General features: G+C 55.4%; 18 protein-coding genes. 2 read left to right on the top strand and 16 right to left on the bottom strand.

Annotation, left to right across the window (positions count from 1 at the left end; translation table 11 throughout):
• Positions 1 to 649: 649 nt before the first annotated feature.
• The 8 genes from sucD to sdhC form a co-directional block, all read right to left on the bottom strand.
• On the bottom strand, positions 650 to 1,522 hold the full coding sequence (gene sucD / locus ABRZ26_RS07960) for a succinate--CoA ligase subunit alpha (protein WP_319603726.1): 873 nt from the start codon (positions 1,520 to 1,522) through the stop codon (positions 650 to 652).
• Positions 1,522 to 2,688, bottom strand: coding sequence for an ADP-forming succinate--CoA ligase subunit beta (gene sucC / locus ABRZ26_RS07955; RefSeq protein WP_319603725.1), 1,167 nt, complete (start codon positions 2,686 to 2,688; stop codon positions 1,522 to 1,524). Before sucC ends, sucD begins: the two co-directional genes overlap by 1 nt.
• Before the next feature lie 122 nt (positions 2,689 to 2,810).
• The gene (gene odhB / locus ABRZ26_RS07950) at positions 2,811 to 4,043 is read right to left on the bottom strand and encodes a 2-oxoglutarate dehydrogenase complex dihydrolipoyllysine-residue succinyltransferase (RefSeq protein WP_319603724.1); all 1,233 of its coding nucleotides are present in this window, start codon (positions 4,041 to 4,043) and stop codon (positions 2,811 to 2,813) included.
• A 15-nt stretch (positions 4,044 to 4,058) separates the two neighbouring features.
• The gene (gene sucA, locus ABRZ26_RS07945; RefSeq protein ID WP_319603723.1) at positions 4,059 to 6,866 is read right to left on the bottom strand and encodes a 2-oxoglutarate dehydrogenase E1 component; all 2,808 of its coding nucleotides are present in this window, start codon (positions 6,864 to 6,866) and stop codon (positions 4,059 to 4,061) included.
• A gap of 304 nt (positions 6,867 to 7,170) precedes the next feature.
• Positions 7,171 to 7,887, bottom strand: a complete 717-nt coding sequence (locus ABRZ26_RS07940; protein WP_319603722.1) for a succinate dehydrogenase iron-sulfur subunit — start codon at positions 7,885 to 7,887, stop codon at positions 7,171 to 7,173.
• A gap of 17 nt (positions 7,888 to 7,904) precedes the next feature.
• Positions 7,905 to 9,671: a succinate dehydrogenase flavoprotein subunit gene (sdhA, locus tag ABRZ26_RS07935; protein ID WP_319603721.1), complete on the bottom strand. Its 1,767-nt coding sequence runs from the start codon at positions 9,669 to 9,671 to the stop codon at positions 7,905 to 7,907.
• Positions 9,671 to 10,018, bottom strand: coding sequence for a succinate dehydrogenase membrane anchor subunit (gene sdhD, locus ABRZ26_RS07930; RefSeq protein WP_319603720.1), 348 nt, complete (start codon positions 10,016 to 10,018; stop codon positions 9,671 to 9,673). Before sdhD ends, sdhA begins: the two co-directional genes overlap by 1 nt.
• On the bottom strand, positions 10,012 to 10,401 hold the full coding sequence (sdhC, locus tag ABRZ26_RS07925; protein ID WP_319603719.1) for a succinate dehydrogenase cytochrome b556 subunit: 390 nt from the start codon (positions 10,399 to 10,401) through the stop codon (positions 10,012 to 10,014). The genes sdhD and sdhC overlap by 7 nt, the downstream gene beginning before the upstream one ends.
• A gap of 646 nt (positions 10,402 to 11,047) precedes the next feature.
• Between sdhC and ABRZ26_RS07920 the strand changes: the two genes are divergently transcribed.
• On the top strand, positions 11,048 to 12,331 hold the full coding sequence (locus ABRZ26_RS07920) for a citrate synthase (RefSeq protein WP_319603718.1): 1,284 nt from the start codon (positions 11,048 to 11,050) through the stop codon (positions 12,329 to 12,331).
• 385 nt (positions 12,332 to 12,716) lie between these two features.
• Here ABRZ26_RS07920 and nei read toward each other — a convergent pair whose 3' ends face one another.
• From nei to ABRZ26_RS07880, 8 genes are all read right to left on the bottom strand, one after another.
• Entirely contained in the window at positions 12,717 to 13,508 is a 792-nt protein-coding gene (gene nei / locus ABRZ26_RS07915) for an endonuclease VIII (protein WP_319603717.1), read from the bottom strand.
• Between the two features lie 34 nt (positions 13,509 to 13,542).
• Positions 13,543 to 14,190: a pyroglutamyl-peptidase I gene (pcp, locus tag ABRZ26_RS07910; protein WP_319603716.1), complete on the bottom strand. Its 648-nt coding sequence runs from the start codon at positions 14,188 to 14,190 to the stop codon at positions 13,543 to 13,545.
• 33 nt (positions 14,191 to 14,223) lie between these two features.
• On the bottom strand, positions 14,224 to 14,961 hold the full coding sequence (gene pxpA, locus ABRZ26_RS07905) for a 5-oxoprolinase subunit PxpA (RefSeq protein WP_319603715.1): 738 nt from the start codon (positions 14,959 to 14,961) through the stop codon (positions 14,224 to 14,226).
• Complete coding sequence (gene pxpC, locus ABRZ26_RS07900; protein WP_319603714.1) at positions 14,951 to 15,880, bottom strand: 5-oxoprolinase subunit PxpC; 930 nt, start codon at positions 15,878 to 15,880, stop codon at positions 14,951 to 14,953. The genes pxpA and pxpC overlap by 11 nt, the downstream gene beginning before the upstream one ends.
• Positions 15,874 to 16,530, bottom strand: coding sequence for a 5-oxoprolinase subunit PxpB (gene pxpB, locus ABRZ26_RS07895; RefSeq protein ID WP_319603713.1), 657 nt, complete (start codon positions 16,528 to 16,530; stop codon positions 15,874 to 15,876). Before pxpB ends, pxpC begins: the two co-directional genes overlap by 7 nt.
• Before the next feature lie 132 nt (positions 16,531 to 16,662).
• Positions 16,663 to 17,406 carry a type 2 GTP cyclohydrolase I gene (locus tag ABRZ26_RS07890; protein WP_319603712.1) on the bottom strand — a complete coding sequence of 248 codons (744 nt, stop codon included), beginning with the start codon at positions 17,404 to 17,406 and terminating at the stop codon, positions 16,663 to 16,665.
• Positions 17,399 to 18,862 carry a deoxyribodipyrimidine photo-lyase gene (phrB, locus tag ABRZ26_RS07885; RefSeq protein WP_319603711.1) on the bottom strand — a complete coding sequence of 488 codons (1,464 nt, stop codon included), beginning with the start codon at positions 18,860 to 18,862 and terminating at the stop codon, positions 17,399 to 17,401. The genes ABRZ26_RS07890 and phrB overlap by 8 nt, the downstream gene beginning before the upstream one ends.
• Positions 18,863 to 18,883: 21 nt before the next feature.
• Complete coding sequence (locus ABRZ26_RS07880) at positions 18,884 to 19,843, bottom strand: YbgA family protein (RefSeq protein WP_319603710.1); 960 nt, start codon at positions 19,841 to 19,843, stop codon at positions 18,884 to 18,886.
• Positions 19,844 to 20,286: 443 nt separating this feature from the next.
• On the opposite strand from ABRZ26_RS07880, the gene ABRZ26_RS07875 reads away from it, so the two are divergent.
• The gene (locus tag ABRZ26_RS07875; RefSeq protein ID WP_319603709.1) at positions 20,287 to 20,715 is read left to right on the top strand and encodes an EamA family transporter; all 429 of its coding nucleotides are present in this window, start codon (positions 20,287 to 20,289) and stop codon (positions 20,713 to 20,715) included.
• Positions 20,716 to 20,957: the final 242 nt, after the last annotated feature.

Here is a 20,957-nt window from a genome sequence, read left to right as displayed (position 1 = left end):
AGCAAGCCAAAGAAAAATCACGATAATTACAAGTATCGTATCCTAAGACAGAGTAGCGGTATATTACGCCTCTAATCCCTCACAATAAATAGGTTTTTACGTGACCCAGATTGGGTTTTTGGTTTCAAATCAACTTTGGGGATAAAACCGGTCTCACGCAATAATTGACCTGGCGCAATTTAAGCGTATTTCTTGAAATATATCCATAGTCAAATCTTGATCCAAAACAAATTAACTCGCCTTTGTTAATTAATGGTTTATATAAACTTCACATTAGCTATTATTGTTAATGCAGTGTAATCCATTGGTTTAAATTTAAATTAGTTGGTAATATATTTTTTACCTCAATACCACCAGCCATTTGTTGCGATGTGCTTTTACATACTGTGTTTGCACAAACATCCGCACCCTATATTTATAGACCATAATCATGCATTTTTATTGTTACGATATTGTTGTAGCCAATTAACAATAATCATTCGCGATGCGAACTGACTGAATGTATTCAAACTTCGCCATAAAAATCGCCGTTGGCAATACCTTGCAGGGAGGCGGATAAGAACGCCCGCCATAAAAAAGGCCACCTTTGAATCTCAGGTGGCCAAACATGTCGAACGTAGAAATTTATGCCTGTTCGTTGTAACCCAACTTAACGGGAAAGCACGGTTTTTAGCGCATCGCCGATATCGGCCAGACTGCGCACGGTTTTCACCCCGGCCGCCTCCAGCGCCGCAAACTTATCATCGGCGGTGCCTTTGCCGCCGGCGATAATCGCCCCCGCATGCCCCATTCGCTTACCTTTAGGCGCGGTAACGCCCGCAATGTAGCCGACGACAGGTTTTGTCACATGCTGTTTGATGTAGGCGGCGGCTTCTTCTTCCGCCGTCCCGCCGATTTCACCGATCATGACAATCGCTTCGGTCTGCGGGTCCTGCTCAAACAGTTGCAAAATATCAATGAAGCTGGAGCCGGGAATGGGATCGCCGCCGATACCCACACAGCTTGATTGCCCCAGTCCGGTATCGGTAGTCTGTTTTACCGCTTCATAGGTCAGGGTGCCGGAACGGGAAACGATCCCCACCTTTCCCGGCAGATGGATGTGACCGGGCATAATACCGATTTTACACTCGCCCGGCGTAATGACGCCCGGACAGTTAGGACCAATCATCCGTACGCCGCTTTCATCCAGCTTGACCTTGACCGTCAGCATATCCAGCGTCGGAATACCTTCGGTAATGCAAATAATTAACTCAATACCCGCGTCAATGGCTTCAAGAATCGAATCTTTACAGAATGGCGCGGGTACGTAGATGACGGAGGCCGTCGCACCGGTAGCCGCGATGGCTTGATGCACGGTATTGAAGACCGGCAATCCCAGATGCGTCGTTCCGCCTTTGCCCGGCGTTACCCCGCCCACTAACTGCGTGCCGTAAGCCAGCGCCTGCTCGGAGTGAAACGTCCCCTGACTGCCGGTAAACCCCTGGCAAATGACTTTGGTGTTTTTATCGATCAGAATGGACATTATTTCTCCCCCGTTGCAGCAACCACTTGCTGAGCCGCATCGATCAAACTGGTTGCGGCGATAATATTCAGACCGCTGCCCGCCAGTTTTTTCGCGCCCAGATCCGCATTGTTCCCTTCCAGACGAACAACCACGGGGACGTTAACGCCCACTTCCTCGACAGCGCCGATGATACCGTCCGCGATCAGATCGCAACGCACGATACCGCCGAAAATATTGACCAATACCGCCTTGACGCTGTCATCAGACAGGATGATTTTAAACGCTTCCGTTACGCGCTCTTTGGTCGCGCCGCCGCCGACGTCAAGGAAGTTGGCCGGGGCGCCGCCGTACAACTTGACGATGTCCATCGTCCCCATCGCCAAACCGGCGCCGTTCACCATGCAGCCGATGTTACCGTCCAGCGCCACATAGTTCAGTTCCCACTGAGCGGCATGCGCTTCGCGGGCGTCTTCCTGGGTCGGATCCTGCATTTCACGCAGTTCAGGCTGACGGAACAATGCGTTGCCGTCTACCGCCAGTTTGCCGTCCAGACAGATCAAATCCCCCTCGGCGGTGATAACCAGTGGGTTAATCTCCACCAGCGACAGGTCGCGCTCCAGAAACATCTTCGCCAGCCCCATGAAGATGCCGGTGAACTGCGCGACCTGCTTGCCGCTCAAGCCCATTTTGAAAGCCAGCTCGCGGCCCTGATAAGGCTGCGGCCCCGTCAAGGGGTCCAGCGTCGCCTTGTGAATCAGTTCCGGCGTTTCCTCGGCGACTTTTTCAATTTCCACCCCGCCTTCCGTGGAAGCCATGAACACCACGCGGCGGCTGCCGCGATCGACAACGGCCCCCAGGTAGAGTTCTTTGTCTATGTCGGTGGCGGCTTCCACCAGAATCTGATGAACCGGTTGTCCAAGCGCATCCGTTTGATTCGTCACCAGACTTTTTCCCAGCCAACTTTCAGCGAACGCGCGAATATCTTCTTTGTTGCTGACAACCTTCACGCCGCCCGCTTTACCGCGGCCGCCGGCGTGAACCTGACATTTAACCACCCATGGACCCGCACCAATTTTTGATGCAGCCTCTTCCGCTTCACGCGGCGTAGTACAGGCATAGCCGACCGGCGCCGGTAACCCATATCGAGCAAACAGTTGTTTTGCCTGATATTCATGTAAATTCATGATGTTCTATCCATTCTGGTTTTTCATTTCCGAGAGCGTCGTTGACGACAACGACCTGCATAGCACATGTTTATCGTTATAAGTAATAATCGGCAGGCATTCGACGGCCTGCCGCAAGGTGATCAGATATCCAGCAGCAGACGAGTCGGATCTTCCAGCAACTCTTTTATCGTAACCAGAAAGCCGACGGACTCACGGCCATCAATCAAACGGTGGTCGTAGGACAGCGCCAGGTACATCATCGGCAGAATGACAACCTGACCCTCCACAGCCATCGGACGATCTTTTATCGCATGCATACCAAGGATTGCGCTCTGTGGCGGGTTAATAATCGGGGTAGACATCAGCGAACCGAAAACGCCGCCGTTGGTAATGGTGAAATTACCGCCGGTCAGCTCTTCAACGGTCAATTTGCCGTCGCGGCCTTTCAGCGCCAGCTCTTTGATTCGTTTCTCAATCTCGGCCATGCCTAGTGTATCAACATCCCGCAGTACAGGGGTAACTAAACCGCGCGGCGTCGACACGGCAATGCTGACATCAAAATAATTATGATAAACCACGTCCTCGCCATCTATCGAGGCATTGACTTCCGGGAAGCGTTTCAACGCTTCAACCACCGCCTTGAGATAGAAAGACATAAAGCCTAAACGCACGCCGTGGCGTTTTTCAAACACTTCGCCGTATTGTTTGCGCAAATCCATAATCGGCTTCATGCTGACTTCATTGAACGTCGTCAACATGGCGGTGCTGTTTTTCGCTTCCAGCAGCCGTTCCGCCACCCGTTTACGCAGCCGCGTCATAGGGACGCGTTTTTCACTGCGCCCGCTCAGCGCCGGCTCCGGCGCCGGCGTGGGTTTGTCTTCTTTACCGGCCTCTTTTTTACCGCTCTCTTTTGGCTGCGCGGCCAGATGCTTATCGATATCTTCGCGGGTAATGCGGCCGCCGACGCCGCTGCCTTTAATCGCGGCGGGATCCAGGTCGTGCTCGGCGATCAAGCGGCGGATCGCCGGGCTGAGCGCATCGCTGCGCTCATCTTCCAGGCCCGCGGTATAGCGCTGCGCCGGCGTAGATTCCTTACTCTGGGACTTTTCGCTGGTTTCTTTGCCGGAGCTGTCGCCGGGACGCAGGCGAGCCAGCACCTGACGCGAGGTCACCGTGGCGCCTTCGTCCTCCAGAATGCTATCCAGAATCCCCGCTTCGGAGGCAGGGACTTCCAGCACCACTTTGTCGGTTTCAATCTCGACCAGCACTTCATCGCGCTGGACGCTGTCGCCCGGTTTTTTATGCCAGGTAGCAACGGTTGCATCGGCTACCGATTCAGGCAGATCAGGGACGAGAATATCTACGCTACTCATTATCTATCCTTTTATTTAATCAACGTTCAGCGCGTCATTCACCAGAGCTTGCTGCTGTTTCTGGTGTACGGACAAATAGCCAACTGCTGGTGAAGCGGAGGCCGGACGTCCGGCGTAACGTAAAGAAGCCCCAAATGGAATGACTTCACGGAAGTGATGCTGACTGCAATACCAGGCGCCCTGATTCAGCGGTTCTTCCTGACACCACACGAAATCATGGACATGAGAGAACGGCTCCAGCGCGGCTTGCACCGCCTGATGCGGGAAGGGATAAAGTTGTTCGATACGCACCAGTGCCACATCTTGTTGTTCATTCTTACGACGCTGTTCCAGCAGGTCATAATAAACCTTACCGGAGCAGAGAACGACGCGTTTGACGGCTTTCGCATCCAAATCATCGATTTCACCAATCGCCGGCTGGAAACAACCGTTCGCCAAATCATCCAGAGACGAGACGGCAAGCGGATGGCGCAACAGCGATTTAGGCGACATGACGATCAGCGGACGACGCATGCCGCGCAGCGCCTGGCGACGCAGCATATGATAAACCTGCGCCGGCGTCGAAGGGATGCATACCTGCATATTCTGTTCGGCGCACAATTGCAGATAGCGTTCAAGGCGAGCGGATGAGTGCTCCGGCCCCTGCCCTTCGTAACCGTGCGGCAGCAGCATGACCAATCCGCACATCCGTCCCCACTTCTGCTCTCCGGAACTGATGAACTGATCGATAACCACCTGGGCGCCGTTGGCGAAATCGCCGAATTGCGCTTCCCAGATCGTCAGGGTGCGGGGCTCGGCCGTCGCATAACCATATTCAAACGCCAGAACCGCCTCTTCAGACAGCACCGAATCCCAGACCTGGAACTCCCCCTGCGCGTTATGCACATGCTCGAGCGGCGTGTAACCGGAACCGTTTTTCTGATTATGCACCACGGCATGACGGTGGAAAAACGTTCCACGGCCAGTATCTTCGCCGGACAGCCGCACCGAGACCCCGTCATCGACCAGCGTGGCATAGGCCAGCATTTCCGCGCCGCCCCAGTCGAACGGTTTGCCGCCGTTGGCCATTTCCGCGCGGTCGCGATACACCTTGGCCACCCGCGGCTGCATTTCTATCGCTTCCGGGATCTCGCTAATACGTTTCGCCAGTTCCTGCAAACGCTTCATATCAATCTTGTTGGGATAGGGTTCATCCCACTCGTGATTCAGATACGGCGACCAGGTGAAAGACTGCATGTCCATCTCGCGCCGCTCTTCCACCACGCATTCGCCGCCATCCAGCGCATCGCGGTACAGGTTGATCATTTCCGTGGCGTCTTCCAGCGTCACCACCTTTTCCTGTTCCAGACGGTCGGCATACACTTTGCGCGGCGTCGGATGCTTCTTGATTTTCCGATACATCATCGGCTGCGTGGCGCTGGGTTCATCGGCTTCGTTATGACCGTGCCGGCGATAACAAATCAGGTCGATAAATACGTCACGCTTAAAGGTGTTGCGGAAATCCAACGCCAGACGGGTCACGAAGGCCACCGCCTCCGGATCGTCCGAGTTAACGTGGAAAATCGGCGCCTGCACCATTTTACCGATATCCGTACAGTATTCCGTGGAACGGATATCCAGCAGATTGGACGTGGTAAACCCGATACGGTTATTAATGACGATACGCAGCGTACCGCCCACTTCATAACCGCGCACCTTGGACATGTTCAGCGTTTCCTGCACCACGCCCTGTCCGCTGATCGCCGCATCGCCATGAATGGTCACCGGCAAAACCAGCGTATCGACCGGATTATCCAGCCGGTCGAGGCGGGCGCGCACCGAGCCGGTGACCACCGGGCTGACAATCTCCAGATGGGAAGGGTTGAAGGCCAGCGCCAGATGCACCAGTCCGCCATCCGTTTCCAGATCGGAGGAAAAACCCTGATGGTATTTCACGTCACCGGTACCCAGGTGCTCTTTATGCTTGCCGGAGAACTCATCGAACAGATCCTGCGGCTTCTTGCCCACCACGTTAATCAGCACGTTCAGGCGGCCGCGGTGCGCCATGCCCAGCACCACTTCGCGCGTGCCGTTGTTGCCCGCATGCCGAACCAACTCTTTGAGCATCGGCACCAGAGCGTCTCCCCCTTCCAGCGAGAAACGTTTGGCGCCGGGGAATTTGGCGCCCAGATAGCGCTCCAGACCTTCCGCCGCGGTCAACTCTTTCAGGAAGCGCTTTTTCTCCTCGGCGGCAAAAGAGGGCTGCCCCATCACCGACTCGATACGGTGCTGGATCCAGCGTTTTTCTTCCGTATTGGTGATGTGCATATACTCGGCCCCGATCGACCCGCAGTAGGTCTGTTTCAGCGCCTCATACAATTCCCCCAATTGCATGGTGTCTTTGCCGATGGCGAATGACCCCACGTTAAAGGTTTCCTGTAAGTCTTCCTCGGTCAGATTATGGTAATCCAGATCCAGTTCCGGCACCGGGATTTGCGGACGCAGATTCAGGGGGTCGAGATTCGCCTGCTGGTGACCACGGAAACGAAACGCATTGATAAGCTGCAAGACCTTGACCTGTTTCACATCATTATCAGGATCGGTAATCGACGAGGTATAACGAGAGGAATCCTTCGCCAGACGGCGAAAGTATTCGCGGGTTTTCGAGTGGAGTTGATCCGGTTTAATCCCAGCCGTAGGCAACTGCTGGAAGATCGAGCGCCAGCTAAGATCGATTGAGTCTGGATCGGTTAAAAAATCTTCATAGAGCTGCTCTATGTAGGACTGGTTTGCGCCCGCCAGATAGGAGGAATCCAGCCAGGCCTTCATTGCGCCGTTCTGCATTATGATCCCTTAAGCTAATAAGCTTCAGTTTTCGCCGTGGTTAACATGTCGTTCGTGCCATATAAAATCGGTTGCCGTAAACGGTTCGCTCGTTGACAAGCCGTGTCCTGTATCCATAGTTACCCGTTAAGGAACCTTTGAAAGCCGGCTCTGGCGTCAAAGCCCGCTTTTAAAGATTTCCTGCCATCCCCTTGAATCCATTTCAAGGGGACAAGATGTCACTTGCCTGACGTTCAAGCCCTGCGCCATTGCCGCCGTTCCCTGCCGGCTAGCGCGGGGATAACGGAAACGGCGCCCCGCCCGGTTACCCGTTGCGCTGTAGCAACATGGATTTAATGTGGCCGATCGCCCGCGTCGGGTTAAGCCCTTTCGGGCAAACATTGACGCAATTCATAATGCTGTGACAGCGGAATACGCTGAAAGCATCGTCCAGATTGTCGAGCCGCGGCTGGGTTTCCGTATCGCGACTATCGATCAGGAAGCGGTATGCGGCCAGCAATCCCGCTGGCCCGACGAACTTATCCGGGTTCCACCAGAACGACGGACAAGAGGTTGAACAACAGGCGCACATAATACATTCATATAACCCATCCAGCTTTTCGCGCTGCTCTGGCGACTGCAAATGCTCGCGCGCCGGTGGATTCTTCCCATTATTCAACAGGTAAGGTTTTATTTTCTCATATTGGGCATAGAATTGCCCCATGTCCACTACCAAATCGCGCACAACCGGCAATCCGGGCAGAGGTCGGATGACGATTTTACTATTTCCGCGCCGTAATGCCGATACCGGCGTGATGCAGGCCAGACCGTTTTTACCGTTCATGTTAACGCCATCCGAACCACAGACGCCCTCGCGGCATGAACGACGAAACGATAAGGTCGGATCCTGTTCTTTGAGCAGAATCAGGGCGTCCAGCAGCATCATGTCACGCCCTTCTTCCGCTTCCAACCGGTAATCCTGCATCCGCGGCGCGCTATCCACATCCGGGTTATAACGATAAATAGAAAATTCAAGTTTCATCAATCAATCCCCCGCGATTAATAGGTACGCACTTTCGGCGGGAAGGCCGGGCGCAGTTTAGGCTGCATGTTCACCGCGCGGCGCGTCATGCTGTCGGTTTGCGGCAGATACAGCGAATGACATAACCAGTTTTCATCATCACGATCGGGGTAGTCGAAACGGCTGTGCGCCCCGCGGCTTTCCGTTCGGAAGTTGGCGGACACCGCGGTCGCATACGCGGTTTCCATCAGGTTATCCAGCTCCAGACACTCCACCCGCTGGGTATTGAATTCCGTGGAGCGGTCGTCCAGCCGGGCGTTTTTCAGCCGTTCACGAATGGTCTTCAATTCTTCCAGCCCCTTCGCCATCGCATCGCCTTCACGGAATACCGAGAAATTGTGTTGCATACAGGATTGCAGCGCCTTGCGAATCTCCACCGGATCCTCGCCCGACGTGCTGTTGTTCCAGCGGTTAAGACGTTCGAGCGAGGCTTCAATATCCGACTCGCTGGCGTCGCGGCTCGCGCCCTGCTCATCCAGCGACGCCTGCAAATGCATCCCCGCCGCTCGACCGAACACCACCAGGTCGAGCAGTGAATTTCCTCCCAGACGGTTGGCGCCATGCACCGAAACGCAGGCGATTTCGCCGACCGCGAACAGACCGGGGATCGCCACGTCTTCCCCTTTTTCGTTCACCGTCAGCGCCTGACCGCTGACTTTGGTCGGGATGCCGCCCATCATGTAGTGACAGGTGGGAATAACCGGAATCGGCTCTTTCACCGGATCGACGTGGGCAAAGGTGCGGGATAATTCCAGAATGCCCGGCAGGCGGGATTCCAGCACCTCTTTACCCAAATGGTCCAGCTTCAGCTTGGCATGCGGCCCCCACGGCCCCTCGCAACCGCGCCCTTCGCGGATTTCGATCATAATCGAACGGGCCACCACGTCGCGGCCGGCCAGATCTTTGGCGTTCGGCGCATAACGCTCCATAAAGCGTTCGCCGTGCTTATTCAGCAGATAGCCGCCCTCTCCGCGGCAACCTTCGGTCACCAGCACCCCGGCGCCGGCGATGCCGGTCGGGTGGAACTGCCACATTTCCATATCCTGCACCGGCACCCCGGCGCGTAACGCCATGCCGACGCCATCGCCGGTATTGATATGCGCATTGGTGGTGGACTGATAAATACGTCCCGCGCCGCCGGTCGCCAGTACCGTGGCCCGGGCTTTGAAATAAACGACTTCACCCGTTTCGATACAAATCGCGGTACACCCCACGACGGCGCCATCCTGATTCTTCACCAGATCGAGCGCATACCATTCGGAGAAGATGGTGGTGTGATTTTTCAGGTTCTGCTGATAAAGCGTATGCAACAGGGCATGACCGGTACGGTCCGCGGCGGCGGCGGTGCGGGCCGCCTGTTCGCCGCCGAAGTTTCTGGATTGTCCGCCGAACGGACGCTGATAAATACGGCCGTCGTCCAGCCGCGAGAACGGCAATCCCATGTGCTCCAGTTCCAGCACCGCTTCCGGTCCGGTTTTGCACATATATTCAATCGCGTCCTGATCGCCGATGTAGTCGGAACCTTTCACGGTGTCATACATATGCCATTCCCAGTTGTCTTCATGGGTGTTGCCCAGCGCGACGGTAATGCCGCCTTGCGCGGAAACGGTATGGGAACGGGTTGGAAAAACTTTGGATAACAGGGCGCAGGACAGGCCCATCTGCGATATTTGCAGTGCGGCGCGCATACCTGCGCCACCCGCGCCGACCACCACCGCATCAAACTCTCTAATTGGCAAATTCATTACGCCCCCCACACCACAATGGTTCCATAAATAACGTACACCAACAGCGTAACCACAATCGCCAATTGTAAAGTCAGGCGCAGGGGCAACGGTTTAATGTAGTCGGTCAACACTTGCCACATCCCTATCCATGCGTGTACCAGAATGGAAAATAAGGCGAGGAGGGTGAATATCTGGGTGAGCGCCATAGAAAAGAAAGCGCGCCAGACGTCATAGGTTATATTGTTAGCGGAGACGACAAAGCCAATCAGATAAATAACATACAGCACGATAACGATAGCGGAAGCGCGGAGCAGCAACCAATCGTGTACGCCATTTCGTCCTAATGCAGACGCATTGCTTACCATACGAGGACTCCAGCCAGAAGTGAAAGCACGACAGTAATGACAAAGGAGATGTTTGCGGAACGATTACCGGCAGCGAGGTCTTCTTCTATAAAGCCGAAATCCATCATCAGGTGACGTAAGCCGCCCACGATATGATAGGCCAGCGCCGTGAGAATGCCCCACACGATAAATTTAACCAGGAAGCTATCCATTATTTGCGCGGCGCGTAAGAATCCTTCCTCTGAAGACAGGGAAAGACCTAACAGCCACAGCAGGATACCGACGGCGACAAAGGTAATAACGCCGGAGACGCGGTGAAGAATAGAGGCTATCGCAGTAACAGGAAATTGGATCGTTTGCAGATCCAGATTAACAGGTCTTTGTTTTTTCACAGATTTGCCCACACAGTTTTTATTATTGTGTCTTCCTCCGGACCTGAATCAGGTCAGACAGCATGAATATCGCAAACCTGAAACTCGTTTCACGCTACGCGCTCAAACATCGACACTCCGGTATCTAAACAGCGCATGCTCCATTCATACTGGGTGCTCCTACGGCAGAGTATTCCGGAGACCTGGTCGAAGTATAGGAGCTTCACATTTCTATTACAAATCCCATACAAACTGTTTGGGAACATTTCGTTTGAATAGTGATTCGCATCACGAATTTCACAATTCATTCAAAATTAATCATTAATTTTGACAAATAATAAACATTCCAATTACAAGTATGCCGATAAATTCCCTATGCTGTAGTAAAGCTCTGCGGTTATTCTTCCCCACTGCCGCAACTTATGTAACAGTGGTGCGATAATCCATGTAAAGATTATAGATATCATGGTGACGAATTCAGCGAATGTGAGTTATCTGGAGAATGGTATTTTCATCCTGAGGCAATGGGCTATAGCCAATAAATTTCGCCCCTGCTCTGTACCCTCATTGACGATTCGTCGCGACAGAGCGTCATTGGTCCATCCTTAATCCGATGTACAGGCATGACGGTATTTCTTCGGTGAAAAGAGTTTAAAATTAAAGCGCTAGGAGACAATAAATGACTGACAAAAAAGCAACGCTTACTCTAGACGGTAAAGACCCTATTGAGCTTGACGTGCTGACCGGCACGTTGGGACAAAAGGAGATTGATATCCGCTCCCTGGGCGCGAAGGGATTATTCACATTTGACCCCGGTTTCACTTCCACCGCATCCTGCGAATCGAAAATCACCTACATCGACGGTGAAGAGGGCATTTTATTACACCGCGGGTTTCCCATCGCCCAGTTGGCCGAAAAATCCAACTATCTTGAAGTGTGCTATATCCTGCTGTTCGGCGAAGCCCCGACGCAGGAGCAATTCGACACCTTTAAAACAACGGTGACGCGCCACACCATGATCCATGAACAGATTACCCGTCTGTTCCACGGCTTCCGCCGCGACTCGCATCCGATGGCCGTACTGTGCGGCGTAACCGGCGCGCTGGCGGCGTTTTACCACGATTCGCTGGATATCAGCATCGAGCGTCATCGTGAAATCGCCGCCTACCGTTTGCTGTCCAAAATGCCGACCGTCGCCGCCATGTGTTACAAATATTCGCTCGGTCAGCCCTTTGTTTATCCCAAAAACAATCTCTCTTATGCCGGTAACTTTCTGCACATGATGTTCGCGACGCCGTGTGAGGAATATGAAGTGAATCCGGTGCTGGAACGCGCCATGGACCGTATTTTGATCCTGCACGCCGACCACGAACAAAACGCCTCCACCTCCACGGTAAGAACGGCGGGCTCATCCGGCGCCAACCCGTTTGCCTGTATTGCCGCCGGCATCGCCTCGCTGTGGGGACCGGCGCACGGCGGGGCGAACGAAGCCTGTCTGCGTATGCTGGAAGAGATCAGTTCGGTTGAACATATCCCGGCCTTCATCAAACGCGCCAAGGACAAGAACGATTCGTTCCGTCTGATGGGATTCGGCCACCGCGTGTATAAAAACTATGACCCGCGCGCCACCGTGATGCGTGAAACCTGCCACGAAGTGTTGAAGGAGCTGGGCAGAAAAGACGACCTGCTGGAAGTCGCCATGGAGTTGGAGAATATCGCCCTGAACGACCCGTACTTTATTGAGAAAAAACTGTATCCCAACGTCGATTTTTACTCAGGCATCATTTTGAAAGCGATGGGCATTCCGTCTTCCATGTTCACCGTAATCTTCGCCATGGCGCGGACGGTCGGCTGGATAGCCCACTGGAATGAAATGCACGACGATGGGATTAAAATCGCGCGTCCGCGTCAGCTTTATACCGGCTACGACAAACGTGATTTTTCATCCAATCTGAAAGATTGATCGACAGAACAAGGCCGGAGCCTCCGGCCTGCGAGACCAACCTTCCGCGTCTTCCGCCCCAGCCTCTCCTTTCGCAACAGACGTCTTCCCCCTGACAAGGATGTCTCTTAGTCACATTTTATGCAGACTCAGAGACAGTTTCGTGCGCTACATTACGCCATTTTCATGCTACCCCGCAGCACGCGCCCGACGCAGGGTGGTTCAAACGCCACCCCCTACGAACGGCTAAATTATGCCGCGTCCCCCGTTAGAGCTCCCGCACTGGTGTATAAGAGACAGTCACCGGGGATAACACGTCTCTCCCGACAAAGGGTAGGTTGGGGGATCAATGGCAAAACGGCGAACTTATCGCAGGCGCCGTTTAACATCGCTCCGGGCTATTTTTTTATTTCTGACAGCCGGGACACCAGTAAAACGGTCGCGAAGCCAGCATGGTTTTCTCAATAACATGTCCGCATCGCGGACAGGCTTCCCCAGCGCGATGGAATACCTTAAAAGAGAAAACGGCGCCGTGATGGCGATTTTCATCCGCGTCGCCGCGCGTGTTGTAGGATAAACGAGGAATATCAAGCATCGCCCGGCTTAAGGTTTGCAGTTGCCCGGCGCTTAAATCCTGCGCGCTGTGTTGCGCAGCCAAGCGGGCCTGCCAGAGGATCTCGACGCGCAGATAGTTGCCCAGTCCGGCAAGAAAAGCCTGATCGAGCAATAAGCCACCGAATCGGCGGCGGCGAAAACGCGGGGAAAGTAACCGCTCGCCGACCTGCTCCGCCGTCAACGTCAAATCCAGCACATCGGGGCCGATCCGCTGCAAGAAAGGATGCGATGCGAGGGAATCCGTGGTCAGCATTTCGATATCGGACGCGCTATACAGCAAAGCGGCCCGATCGCCCGTTTCCAGCCTGACGCGCAGATCGCGCCGGGTTTCCGGCGTTTCGCCGGCATTCGCCACCCGCCATACGCCATAGAGCTGGTTATGGCTGTAAAGCACCAGACCTTCGGTAAAATAGGTCAACAGGGCTTTTCCCCGAGTCACGATTTTCTCAACCCGCTGTCCGACCAGCTTCGACTCATACTGTTTCAGTTCAGGGAACGCGAACCAGACCCGGGTCAACGTCTTTCCCGCAATCGCGGCCGCCAGTGTGTCGGCCGCGCGGCGGATCTCAGGTCCTTCCGGCATGAATGACTCCGTAATAATATAAAAATCGGTGCGGCTAGTGTAAGGAACCGCCGGCCACGGCCGCATCCTGACGTCCCGCCAGCGACTGGCTGATGATGATTTCCAGCGCATCGCTTACCGTGCGGCTCGGCATACAGGGCTCGCCGGGATGTCCCACCGCCTGCTGCGGCGTATGCGGAACGTGTACGAATCCGCCGCGCGCCAAATCGCCCTGTTGATGAAGATGGTGCAACAAGCCGTACATCAGGTGATTGCAAACAAAGGCGCCGGCCGTCTGCGATACCGAGGCCGGAATTCCGGCGCCACGCAACGCGTTGACTATCGCTTTTACCGGCAGCGTTGAAAAATAGGCGGCCGGACCGCCTGCAATCACCGGAGTATCGATGGGTTGATTGCCCTGATTATCCTGAATGCGCGCGTCATTAAGATTAATGGCGATCCGCTCCACGGAAATGTCGGCCCGTCCGCCCGCTTCGCCAACCGCAATAACCACCTCCGGTTGCCATTGCGCCACCTCGCGATAAAGCTGTCGCAAAGCCAGATCGAACACGCAGGGAAGCTGGCAGACCACCACTCTGGCGCCGTCAATCTCACGCTGATGCAAAACCCTGGCGGCTTCCCAGGACGCGTTATGCTGTTCGCCGCCGAAAGGTTCGAACGCGGTAATCAATACGGTTTTCATCTGCCCTCGCTTAGGCGGTAACGGCCCAGTCCGTCATGCAGCGGTGACGCTGATGTGATGCTGGGAAAAACAGTTGCGCAGCTTGCGTGCGAACGTCAGCGCATGTTGACCGTCGCCATGAACACAGACGGTATCCGCCTGAACATCCACCCAGGAGCCGTCGCTGGCGCGCACGCGCTTACGCTGGATCATTTCCAGCGTTTGGGCCAACGCCAGATCGTCGCTGTTAATCAGCGCGCCTGACTGGGAACGCGGCACCAACGAGCCATCCGGCAGATAGCACCGATCGGCGAATACTTCCTGACGGGTAACCAGTCCCAATCGCTGCCCGGCCCGGATCAGCTCGCTGCCGGCCAGCCCGACCAGACGCAAGGCCGGGTTAATCATTTTCACTGCGCGGGCGATGGCGTCGGCCAAGGCGGGCTCGCGGGCGGCCTGATTATACAGCATGCCGTGCGGCTTGACGTGAACCAGCTTTCCCCCTTCCGCCGCGGCTATCGCCGCCAGCGCGCCGACCTGATACACCACCTGGGCAAACACCGTCTCCGCAGGCAACTGCATCGCTTTACGGCCGAAATTTTCACGATCCGGAAAGCCTGGATGCGCCCCGATCGCCACGCCATAGTCAATGCCCCAACGTACCGACCGCCGCATGGTTTCCGCGTCGCCGGCATGAAATCCACAGGCGATATTTGCCGAACTGACCAATTTCAACAGTGCTTCGTCATGCTCGCCGCCTTCACCCAGGTCGGCATTCAGGTCAATAATCATGTAGCCTCCACGCCAGTTGATCAAGATAACGCCGCTGCTCCTGCGCCGCATGCTGAGCCTCCGCCAGCGTACAACGAACAAAATGCACCGGTTCCCCCAGGCGTATTTGCGCCAAATGATACAGATCGGCGTCAATCACGCAGGCGATACGCGGGTAACCGCCGGTCGTTTGCGCATCGGCCAGCAACACAATCGGATGACCGTTATGCGGCACCTGCACCACGCCCGGCAATAAACCATGAGATGACATTTCCCGCTGGGTCGTGCGGTATAATTCCGGGCCTTGCAGCCGATACCCCATTCGGTTGCTTTGCGGACTCAGATGCCAGGGCGTATGCCAGAATTTCTCCTGCGCATCCCGACTGAATTCTTTGTATTCCGGCCCCGGCAAGGCCCGGACGCGGTTGCCGAAGAGCAACTGCTTCACGCCGATTTCACCAGTCGGCGACCGGGCGGCGCGCCCCAACGCAAGCTGGTCGCCATCCGCCAGCAAACGTCCGGAAAATCCGCCGAATCCCGCTTTCAGATCGGTACTGCGCGATCCCAGGGTTTCCGGTACCTCGATTCCGCCTGACAACGCCAGATAGCTGCGCATGCCGTGACGCGGCACATGCATTTTCAATGTTTGCCCGGCCTGCACGGCAAAGCGCCATCCTGTCCACAATGGTTTACCGTCCAATTCGGCATGACAGTCAGCGCCGGTCAGCGCGACCCAGCAAGGAGACGTAAAGACGGCGACGAATTTCCCCAGCGTTATCTCCAGCGCGGCGGCACGCTCCGTATTGCCCACCAGCAGATTGGCCATCTTGAGCGCGGGAATATCCAGCGCGCCCGACTGACTGATGCCCAGCCGACGAAAGCCAAAACGGCCGGTGTCCTGCACCGAGGTATGTAATCCGGCATGAATAATTTTCAGCATATGCCCGCCTTCTGAGGCAAAAACCGAACGCTATCGCCAGGACGCAGCAACGTCGGCGGCATACTCTGCGGATTGAACAAACGCAGGGAAGTGCGGCCAATCAACTGCCAGCCCCCAGGCGTCGATAAGGGGTAAATTCCAGTTTGGGCGCCGCCGATGCCAACCGAACCGGCCGCCACCTGAAGTCGGGGTTCGGCGCGACGAGGAACATGCAGCTTTTCATCCAGCCCGCCCAGATAGGCGAAACCCGGCTGAAAGCCAAGAAAATACACGATATAGCGGGCGGAGGAATGCGCTTCCACGACCTGTTTTTCGCTCATCCCGCAGTGGCTGGCGACCAATGCCAAATCCGGCCCGGCGTCGCCGCCGTAGGTCACCGGAATATCAATGTCGCGCGGCTCGAAAAGCAGCGACTCGCTCTCTTCCCACCAGCGTTGCAGACGTTCGATGGCATCCAGCGCAACCTGTTGCGGCTGCGCCAGCAGCACCGTCAGATTGTTCATGCCCGGAATCGCTTCCTGCACCGCTTCATGGTGATTCAAACGCTCAGCCAGCCCCCAGATGCGCTGTTGACTTTGCAGCGTCATTGGCGGCTCCAGTTCCAGAACCACAGTCTTCTCGCCCAGCAGATAACATCGCGCCCGTTGCAATCTTCTCTCCTGCATCCAGTTAGGTGCTTTTCTTGTTGTAATAGGAAAAGCAAAAAAGATACCAACCTGAATTTTACCTGCTTATTTTTATCATTTTGGAAGCTATATCCTTAATAAAAAAAGCGTTACCCCTCAGGCTGGGTTAGGAATATCAATAAACGTCACGTCAAATCCATGCTGCCGGGCCAGCCAATCCCCCAGAGCATGGATCCCTCCCCGCTCCGTGGCATGGTGTCCGGCGGCGTAAAAATGCAGCCCCATTTCACGGGCGATATGAATCGTCTGTTCGGAGACTTCGCCGGTAATAAAAGCATCGACGCCGAAACGGGCGGCCAGTTCGATAAAACCTTGCCCCCCGCCGGTACACCACGCAATTTTTCTTATCTGTTGCGGTGCATTATCCCCACAATGCAGCACCGAACGCCCCAAGCGGTCTTCCAGACGCTGACGCAGCGCATCGCCGCTAAGTGTCTGAGATAATTCGCCATACGGCACCAGCGGTTCGATCGTCCCCAGCACGTCGATTGCCAGCAACGCCGCCAGTTGGGCGTTGTTGCCCAACTGAGGATGGGCATCCAGCGGCAAATGGTAGCCATACAGGTTAATATCGTTAACCAGCAGCGTTTTCAGCCGATTACGCTTCATGCCGACGACAAGCGGCGATTCGTTTTTCCAAAAATAGCCGTGGTGAACCAAAACGGCGTCGGCCTGATGCTCAACGGCGGCATCCAGCAAGGCCTGCGAGGCGGTGACGCCGGTGACGATACGCCGCACTTCCCGACGCCCTTCAACCTGCAAGCCATTGGGGGCATAGTCCTGAAAGGACTCAACGTTAAGCTTCTGGTTAATCAGCTGTTCCAAATCGCTATTACGCATATTTACTCTTCTCTGTTTGATCGTCATGCACCATGGCTAAATTTTTCGCCGCGTCAAAAGCCGCCAGCGTCTGCTGTCTCGCCTGTTTGTGATCGACAATCGGCAACGGATAGTTCAGGGACTCCCCCTGTCGATCGGCCCAGCGATGGGGCTGATGAATATCTTTATCCGGCACCGCCGCCAATTCAGGCAGCCAGCGACGAATAAAGGCGCCCTGCGGATCGAATCGCGCGCCCTGCGTGGTCGGGTTGAAGATGCGAAAATAGGGCGCGGCATCGGTGCCGGTCGACGCCGCCCACTGCCAACCGCCGTTATTCGCCGCCAGATCGCCATCCAGCAATTGCGACATAAAATAGCGCTCCCCTTCCCGCCAGTCGATAAGTAAATCTTTTACTAAAAAACTGGCGCAAATCATACGCAGACGATTATGCATCCAACCGGTTTGATTCAACTGCCGCATAGCCGCGTCAACAATCGGATAGCCGGTTTTCCCCTGTTGCCAGGCCGCCAGATCGTCCGGCGCCTGCCGCCATTGAATCTGCCGGGTCCATGCGATAAACGGTTGGTGTTTACACAAATCCGGCCAGTACACCAATAAGCGGCGGTAAAACTCACGCCAGATCAGTTCATTAAACCAGATAAACGCGCCGCTCTCCCGCTGTTCCAACAGATCGGGACATTCCGCGCGCAGCCGATTAAAACACTGGCGGGGAGACAGCACGCCCAACGCCAGGTAAGGCGATAATCGGCTGGTTCCCGCCAGCGCCGGCAAATCCCGCTGGCGGGCATAATCCTGTACCTGCTCGCGGCAGAACTGCCGCAGCCGCTGCAAGGCCGCCGCTTCCCCGGCGGGGAATTCGCCCTCGTTATCCAGCCGAGGATAGCTGAACGGCGTTAACGCCGCCGTGATATCAACCGCACCGTTTCTCGGCGTTGGCGCCGGCACGCTGTCGGTATTCGTTTCCAGCAGTCGTTTAACAAACGCCTGGCGAAACGGCGTAAACACCTTGTACATGTTGCCCTCGCCGGTCAGCACCCGACCGGGCGGCAACAGCAGGCTGTCATCGAATCCCCGGCACTCGACGCGATCGCTCAACAGCGCTTCCGCCTCTTGGTCGCGCCGACGTTCGTTGATTTCATACTGGCGGTTATAGAACAGGCGCGTGACGTTCTGCCGCCGGCAAAAGTCAGCCAGCCAGTTCACCGCCGCAGAAAAATCCGCGCACTCATGGTAATAAAGCGCAATTCCTTTTTCGGCCAGCGTATGCTGTAGCGCGTGAAGATTTTCCAGCAGAAAAGCGGCCTGCCGCGGCGCCATGTCGTGCCGCCGCCACTGTTGCGGCGTGGCGATAAATAAGGCGATAACCCGCGCCTGCGGATCCTGACAAGCCGCATGCAATGCCAGGTTATCAATGGTGCGTAAATCATTACGCAACCAGACCAGATTGGTACTCATCAAACATCCTCAGGCCGCGCGTTAGCGACCATACCGCAATCTTAACGCTTCCGGATAAGGCGCAAAATAACGCTGCCCGGCAAGGTAATCGTCCGGATATTCCGTCAGATAATGATTCAGCAAGGTGATTGGCGCCAACAGAGGCTGCAACCCCTGCCGATAGCGATCGATCAACCCGGCAAGTTCCTGACGCTGCTGGGCGTTGAGCTGCCGACGGAAATACCCCTGCGCATGCATCAGCACATTGGTGTGATTACGCCGCGTCGCCGGATGAGACAGGAGTTTCATCAGCCGCAGTCGATATTCGCGCGCGAAGTCTTCCAGCGAGTCCCAATTATCGATACCCGCCATAAAACGCCCCAGTTCGCGGTATTCAGACTGAGAATGGGCCAGCAGCAGCAGTTTGTAGCGGCTATGAAACGCCATCAGCGCCCCGCGACTCAGTCCCTGCCGCCACAGCTGATGCAATTCATGCAGGGCATAAACCCGCTCAATAAAATTTTCCCGCAAACCGGGATCGTGTAGGCGGCCATCTTCTTCGACCGGCAACCAGGGCAACTGACGCAGCAATTCCTGCGTAAACAATCCCGTGCCGCTTTTGCGCGCATTCTTTTGCGCGGCGTCATACACTCTGACCCGCTCCATACCGCAGCTAGGCGATTTGGCGCAGACAATGTAGCCGCACAAATGCCCTAGCCGGCCGACCCGTTCCGTGGAAAATTGCCGCATGCGCTCGGTCACATCGAGTGGCGACCCATTGCTGGCGCGCAGCACAATGTTTCCCTCGTCGTTTTTTATCAGCCGTAGCGCCGGACGCGGCACCGGCAGGCCGACGGCCATTTCCGGGCAAACGGGTTCAAAATGGAAATACGGCGATAATTGCTCTACGGCAAACGCCAGGCGCTTATGCCCGCCGTCAAAGCGTACAGGGTTCCCAAGCAGGCAAGCGCTGATGCCTACCGGGATCCGATCGAATGTCATGATTTACCCCTTATAAAAACCATTCGCTATAACCAGCATAGCGGAACTTGCTTCCATTCAGGGTAAGCCATGGAAAAATAAGGTAAGTAATCATGAGATTAGTCGCGGCTGGTGATAAAAACGGCTCGAAGGGAAGCGGGCGCGGAAAAAACCCCTGTCAGGGTAGCCAACCGCTCACTGATGGGCGTTTTATGCCGAGCGTCTGGTCATCTGTCGCTGCACGGCGTAGCATTTCCGCCATATATCTCACAGCATCCGTGTTGGCTTTATTATTCGATTATCCGATCCAACCCTGAGGCCTCATCAGCGACATTTCGTCCCTCATCGTCGGCCGGTCAAATTCGCGCCTGACGAATTTGTCGCCCGGTCGCCGCCTCAATGCAATGCGAAACCAATTAGGTATTACTTGTTCAACGTGTCTGTTTATTCTGGGATCTTACATTATGAGTAGCTGGTTAATTTACGCTTTGCTTTCCGCGCTGTGCGCCGCGCTGGTCGCCCTGTTTGGCAAAATCGGTCTGCAAAATCTGGACGCCAATACCGCAACGGCGATCCGGGCCGTGGTAATGGCGCTTTTTTTGGTCGGCGTCGTCGTCGCTCAAGGCAAAATGACATTGGTCGGCGATATCATCGCCAACAAAAAGGCCTTACTGTTTATTCTTCTCAGCGGCGTGGCCGGCGCCATGTCATGGCTATTTTATTTTGTCGCGTTGAAAAACGGCAATGTCGCCCAGGTGGCGCCGATCGATAAGCTCAGCGTGGTGTTCGCGGTGGTATTGGCCGTGGTGTTGCTGGGGGAAAAAATTTCGCTGCTGGCCGGCGCCGGCGTGGCGCTGATTTCGCTAGGCGCGCTGATGGTGGCATTGGGATAAAGGACGCGGCATCGCCAGAGCCCGTCGATAAGGTTCGGTTTTGCCATTAATCCCCCCTTCCCGGCCTCCCCCCTTGGCTTGTCTCTTATACACAAATACGGGAGTGCTGACGGGGTTGGTTGTTACGCGGCGTAAAAAATTATGCAGCGGTGGACTTGGCCGCCGAGTGAGCCGCATGGATGCGGCGAAAGCCAGTGCCGCGTCGGGAACGCGTCACTGGCGGCTCGAATAGCGGTCAAGAA

Origin of the sequence: Brenneria sp. L4-2C (assembly GCF_040240335.1) — a bacterium.
Classification (GTDB): Bacteria; Pseudomonadota; Gammaproteobacteria; order Enterobacterales; family Enterobacteriaceae; genus Brenneria.
Note: the sequence above shows the minus strand (reverse complement) of the source record. Positions and strands in the feature narration are given on the sequence as shown.